The sequence below is a fragment of the Mucilaginibacter sp. genome (assembly GCF_964263795.1).
Lineage (GTDB): Bacteria > Bacteroidota > Bacteroidia > Sphingobacteriales > Sphingobacteriaceae > Mucilaginibacter.
Window position 1 is genome coordinate 1 of the sequence record NZ_CAXVWK010000035.1, and the last position, 6221, is coordinate 6221.

The window sequence follows — 6221 nt, forward strand, 5'->3', positions numbered from 1 at the left end:
TTATCAGCCTTATGGTTTAAAGAACCCGGCTTTAAAGTATTTGTAGAGGGAATCAACCCGGTGTTCTATTATTTTTTGGGTGCAGGCTTTATTTTCGCGCTGGTAGACGGCGCTATTGGCATGTCGTACGGCGTTACATCAACCACTTTTTCTTTATCTATGGGTATCCCGCCTGCTTCGGCAAGTATGGGCGTGCACTTGTCAGAGATCATGAGTAACGGCATCGCCGGGTGGATGCACTATCGTATGGGCAATGTGAACTGGAAACTGTTTAAATTGCTGCTCTTTCCCGGCATTATAGGTGCGGTCACAGGGGCTTATCTGCTGTCGTCGTTAGAACATTACGCACAATACACCAAGCCGTTAGTATCACTTTACACGCTCATATTGGGCTCGGTGATATTATTTAAGGCCATCAACCTCAACCGTAAACGTACAAAGGGGAAGATCAAAAATATTTCTGTTTTAGGGCTGGGCGGAGGGTTCATCGATGCTGTTGGCGGCGGTGGGTGGGGTTCTATTGTGCTATCAACACTGATAGCCGGCGGCAGGCACCCACGCTTTTCATTAGGTACGGTAAAGCTTTCGCGGTTTTTTATCGCGTTGACCAGTTCGCTTACATTCATAACCATGCTCAATGGCAAACATTGGGAAGCTGTGGGCGGGTTGGTTATTGGCAGTGCTTTGGCATCCCCTATCGCGGCCCGCATCTCCAACAAGATCTCGGCCAGGGCTATCATGTTTGCCGTTGCCGTAATTGTGATCCTTATCAGCCTGCGCAGCATTTCAAATTTTATTTTTAAAGTAATTTAATGGCCGAAACAGCATACATATCGCACTTAATTAACGGCAAAGAACCGGTTGCAGCGTTACAGGCGCTCGCGGAGCAATTTCCGGGCAAGATCGTTTTTTCGACCAGCTTTGGATGGGAAGACCAGGTGATCACGCATATGATCTTCGCTAATAATATTCCTATAAAAGTATTTACTCTTGAGACAGGCCGCCTGTTTCCGGAGACCTATTACGTTTGGAACCGCACCATGGAGCTTTACGGCCACCCAATACATGCCTACTACCCTGTTCACCATTTGTTAGAGAATATGGTAAATGCCAAAGGCCCCAACAGCTTTTACGAATCGGTAGAGAACCGTAAAGAATGCTGCGGCATACGCAAGATAGAGCCCTTAAAGCGTGCCCTTGCAGGCAACAACTGCTGGATCACCGGCATCCGGGCAGAGCAATCGCCCAACCGCGAGGACATGAACAATGTAGAATGGGACGAAGGCAATCAACTGGTTAAATTCCACCCGATCTTCAACTGGACATTGGATGATGTAAAAGCTTACATAAAAAAATTTAATATCCCATATAATACATTGCATGACAAAGGCTTCCCCAGCATCGGGTGCTTGCCCTGCACACGCGCGGTGCAACCTAGCGAGGATTTTCGTGCCGGCCGGTGGTGGTGGGAAGATCAAAGTAAAAAAGAATGCGGGTTACATGCAGTACAATTAAATGATTTAAAAGAATGAGCAAATATCGCTTAGATTATCTGGACGAATTAGAAGCAGAAGCTATATATATTTTGCGCGAAGTTGCCGGGCAGTTCGAAAAACCTGCGCTACTATTTTCGGGCGGAAAAGATTCTATCACGCTGGTGCACCTGGCGTTAAAAGCATTTAGGCCCGGTAAGTTTCCGTTCCCGCTTGTACACATTGATACCGGCCACAATTTTAAAGAAACTATTACTTACCGTGATGAAATGATTGCCCGCATCGGCGAAAAGCTGATCATCGGCCACGTGCAGGACAGTATAGATGAGGGCAAAGTTATTGAGCAGAAAGGAAAGAACGCCAGTCGTAACGCGCTGCAAACCGTTACCCTGCTAGATACCATTGCCAGGCACCAGTTTGATGCTTGTATTGGTGGTGCACGCCGCGATGAAGAGAAAGCTCGCGCTAAAGAACGTATTTTTTCTGTACGCGACGAGTTTGGACAATGGGACCCAAAACGCCAGCGCCCCGAGCTTTGGGATATCTACAACGGCAAGATCCACAAAGGAGAGAATGTACGCGTGTTTCCGATAAGTAACTGGACAGAATTGGATGTTTGGAACTACATCCGACGAGAGAATATCCCCTTACCAACCATTTACTTTGCCCACCAACGCGATTGTATTACACGCAACGGGCAGCTGATGGCAGCGTCGCCGTTCCTAAATATGGATGCCGACGATAAAATTGAAAGTAAAAACGTACGCTTCCGTACCGTAGGCGATATGACCTGTACAGCAGCCGTTGAATCTTGTGCTTTTGAGATTGATGATATTATAGACGAGATAGCCTCCTCTAAAATCAGTGAACGCGGTGCCCGTATGGACGATAAAGTAAGCGAGGCAGCTATGGAAGATCGGAAAAAAGGTGGATATTTTTAATTCGAAATATAGAATGGATATATTAAAATTTATTACTGCAGGTAGTGTTGACGATGGCAAAAGTACATTGATAGGTCGTTTGCTATATGACAGCGAAGCTATATTAGCCGACCAGTTAGAAGCCCTGCATGCATCAAACCGTAAAAATGACGACGGCAGTATCGATCTGGCTATATTAACAGATGGACTTAAGGCCGAACGTGAACAAGGTATCACCATTGATGTGGCCTACAAATATTTTGAGACTGATAAACGTAAGTTCATCATAGCCGATGCACCGGGGCATATTCAGTATACCCGTAACATGGTTACCGGTGCAAGTAACGCCGGGCTGGCTATTATCCTAATAGATGCACGTAAAGGCGTTGTGGAGCAAACCACCCGCCACTCTTTTTTAGTATCGCTGCTCCAAATAACGCAGGTAGTGGTTGCCGTAAACAAAATGGATATGGTAGACTATGACCAGGCGGTTTTTAATAAGATAGTAGCCGATTACAAAGTACTTGCTGCAAAGGTTGGCTTGGACAATGTAACCTACATCCCCGTAAGCGCGCTTAAAGGCGATAATATTGTTTTTCCATCAGCTAACATTAACTGGTACAAAGGTGACAGCCTGTTGCAACACCTTGAAAACGTAGAAATTTCAATAGATGATTCATCCGCCCATGCAAGGCTGCCTGTGCAATGGGTTGTTCGCCCGCAAACTGATGCATTCCACGATTATCGGGGCTATGCCGGCAGGGTTTCGAGCGGATCCTTCCGCGTGGACGATAAGGTAACGGTGCTGCCATCCGGATTTAGCTCAACTATTTCAAAAATTGAATTATATGATACACAACCCGATGAAGCTTTAGCCGGCATGTCGGTAACGGTACATTTAGCAGATAATATAGATATCAGCCGCGGCGATATTATCGTAAACAGTGCAGGGCAGCCGCAACTATCCAGGGCCATTGAAGCAGACCTTTGCTGGATGGATACCCGCCCGCTAGACACATCGCTCACTTATCTGGTTCAGCACAATACCAAAACCATCCGCTGTAAGATCCAGGAGGTCATTTACAAAGTGAATATCAATACGCTGGAGAAAGATTTCGACGAAGAATTTAAGCTAAATGATATAGGCCGCATTGTCATTAAAACCGCCGAGCCCTTAGCCTTTGACCCTTATGAGGTAAACAAAGCCAACGGGGGCGCTATCCTGATAGATACCCGCACCAACGTAACTGTTGGGGCACTTATGCTGCGGCAATCGGTAGAATAAAACGCTAAACTTTGACTAACTAAATAGCCCCTAACCGGGCAAACCCACCGATGACTAATCGTGCGGGTTTTTATTGCTACAAGCTGTATCAGGATTTTTCAAACTATGTATTCAATTGCTTAAAACTTCTTTTTTACGACATCCGTGTTTCACTTGGGAAAACATCTTGCGGTAATTTACTGATTTGGTAGACACTTACTATTTCATGTTCCTGGTAGGAAATTTTTACTGAAACAAAAAAAGCGGGCAGCTCGCCCGCCCGCTTTTCTTAAAAACTAAATTACCTAAAAAACAAATAGGATCTTTTTACTTGCCGGTCAGCAATCCATCAAGCGTAACAGATGCATAATATAATCCGCCTATTGTAGGGCCGCCGGCATATTGTATAAAACGGTTGTTAAAAATATTGGATGCACCCAGCTTAAATGTAGCGTAGTAAACCGGAACACGGTAAGTCACCTGGGCATCAAAGGTATGGATGGCATCAACTTTTCCCGTTACCAGCGGGCTTTCCCACAAATAAGATTGCTGCCATTTGTATACGATGTTGAACCCGAAGTTTTTAGCAGCCTCGCGGTTACCGAATGAAAAATTACCGCTCCATTCAGGGGTGTTAAATCCCGTCACAAAAATGTCCGACGTTTGCTGCGCTTTTAACTTGTTAAAGCTAACGTTGCCTGACACGGTATAGCGTTTGTAAAAATTATAGGTTAGCCCGGCAGATGAGCCATAGTTATTGTAGACGTTTTTAGCATTTGTGTACACCCTGTAACGGCTTTGGCCTGCACTGGCGGCATTGGTTGATGTTGCGGTTGTTGGGTCACGGTTGATATCCAGCATGCTTAACACTGCGGCATCAGTCCCTACCGTAGTAGCGTTAGGGACAAAAACCTGTACCTGTCCTAAAAACCCGTTATAACGGTTGGCATAGGCATCCACGTCTAAAAATACTTTATTATCTAAAAAGATGCCTTTGTAGCCTATTTCAAATGATGTTATCTGCTCCGGTCGGGCCTTTGGCAGATCGGCAACTTGCAGCAGGCTTCTGTTGGCCAGGGCTGTAGCATCATCACCCGTGGTTGACGCGGCCTTAACCGCGTTATTAAAGGCAGTAACAGATTGTTGTGTATAGCTGTTATTCAGATAACCCAAGCCCTCGTTGATAAATTCCAGGCTGCCCACGCGTTTAACACGACCGTTGTTTACGTAAGATAAAGCTTCAAACAACGATGGAAAACGATACCCGTTCTGGAAAGTAAACCTAAAGTTGTGGTTTTGAGTGGGCGAATAAACCGCAGCCAGCCGCGGTGTAAATTTGGGGTCGAAGTAAGGGTTATAATCCCATCGTACCGATCCAAATAGCTTTAGCTTTTCATCAAAGAAAGTTTTGGTTACCTGGGTAAAGGCGCCATACTTTTTATAGATAACATTTTCACCAAAGCTGCCATCGGCCAGCGGCGTGTTACGATCGGCAATTGAGCGGCTAAAATCAACAAAGTTATTACCATCCGGAATGATCTGATAAACCCGAATATCGGCGCCAACCAGTATATCGGCCACCTTCACTTTACTGGTTAAATCCCACTGCGCCTCGCCATTAAACAAATGGCTTTTCTGAACCAGGGCTGCCCCCCCTGTAACAGGCGCATTGGGTATCAGGCTCGATTTAATATCCCAGTTATTTATGCCAATGATGGTTTGCCGGAGTGCGTCGAACGCAGGTGTGCCCGGCTCAACCCGGCCCGCATCGGCAGCTGTACGCGCAGCTTGCTCTGCTGCCGCCAAATTGGTCGACTTAAGCCCGCCATTAGCGTTGCCGTAAGCAGTAAGCGCATTTTTATATAGGGTACCCCATGCAGAATTACTGGCATGGTTAAGATCAAGGTTATCTGCCAGGGGTTTTACATTAAATGAATTGCCTGTGTTTTCTATCGACTCGTAAGCCCTTATCAAGAAATCTTTCCCTTTTAACTCCACTTTATGATTTTGAACGGTAGCGCCATTTAACGAAATTTTATTCCCGCGCTGAAATACGCCATCCATTTTACCGTACCGGTATGTGTATGATAGTATAGTGTTCGGCGTAAGCTTGTAAGCCAGGGTACCATCTAACTTTAAATTAGTCACCTTCGGGTCTACAAGATCAACCTCATTGTAACCGGTACGCGCCACCGTTAATGCCGGCCTTGCCACGCCATCTACCACAATGCCCTTTATAGATACAGTATTGCTTCCGGCAAGCGCATCATCTCCATATTTATTCCAGCCGTCGTACGCCGCGTTAGTAATGCCGGTCAACTCTGGATAAGCTGGGTTAGCTGTTTTTAGATTGCCGGGATTTTGATCTAAACGGGTGTTTGACTGCCAGTCCGTTCCCTGTAAATAACTTGCGTTAATCTTAAAGGCAAATTTATCGTTAAAGGCTTTAGCATACCTTAGTGCAGTTTCCGTTAAAGCACTTGGGCTTATTCCGATACCATCCACGTGATTAATGCCTGTACGATGGTAAGCACTTAACCCCTG

At 45.7% G+C, this 6221-nt stretch carries 5 protein-coding genes; 4 read left to right on the top strand and 1 reads right to left on the bottom strand.

Annotation, left to right across the window (positions count from 1 at the left end; genetic code table 11):
• From ACE5CV_RS06535 to ACE5CV_RS06550, 4 genes are all read left to right on the top strand, one after another.
• The coding region (locus ACE5CV_RS06535; protein ID WP_374949365.1) for a sulfite exporter TauE/SafE family protein at window positions 1-813 on the top strand (813 nt) is incomplete at its 5' end.
• Window positions 813-1532, top strand: a complete 720-nt coding sequence (locus tag ACE5CV_RS06540) for a phosphoadenylyl-sulfate reductase (protein ID WP_374949366.1) — start codon at window positions 813-815, stop codon at window positions 1530-1532. The genes ACE5CV_RS06535 and ACE5CV_RS06540, both read left to right, overlap by 1 nt.
• Complete coding sequence (cysD, locus tag ACE5CV_RS06545; RefSeq protein ID WP_374949367.1) at window positions 1529-2434, top strand: sulfate adenylyltransferase subunit CysD; 906 nt, start codon at window positions 1529-1531, stop codon at window positions 2432-2434. Before ACE5CV_RS06540 ends, cysD begins: the two co-directional genes overlap by 4 nt.
• A 13-nt stretch (window positions 2435-2447) precedes the next feature.
• Window positions 2448-3698, top strand: coding sequence for a sulfate adenylyltransferase subunit 1 (locus ACE5CV_RS06550; RefSeq protein WP_374949368.1), 1251 nt, complete (start codon window positions 2448-2450; stop codon window positions 3696-3698).
• 306 nt (window positions 3699-4004) lie between these two features.
• On the opposite strand, the gene ACE5CV_RS06555 is transcribed toward ACE5CV_RS06550, so the two are convergent.
• Window positions 4005-6221: TonB-dependent receptor domain-containing protein (locus ACE5CV_RS06555; RefSeq protein WP_374949369.1), on the bottom strand; the 2217-nt coding region annotated here is incomplete at its 5' end.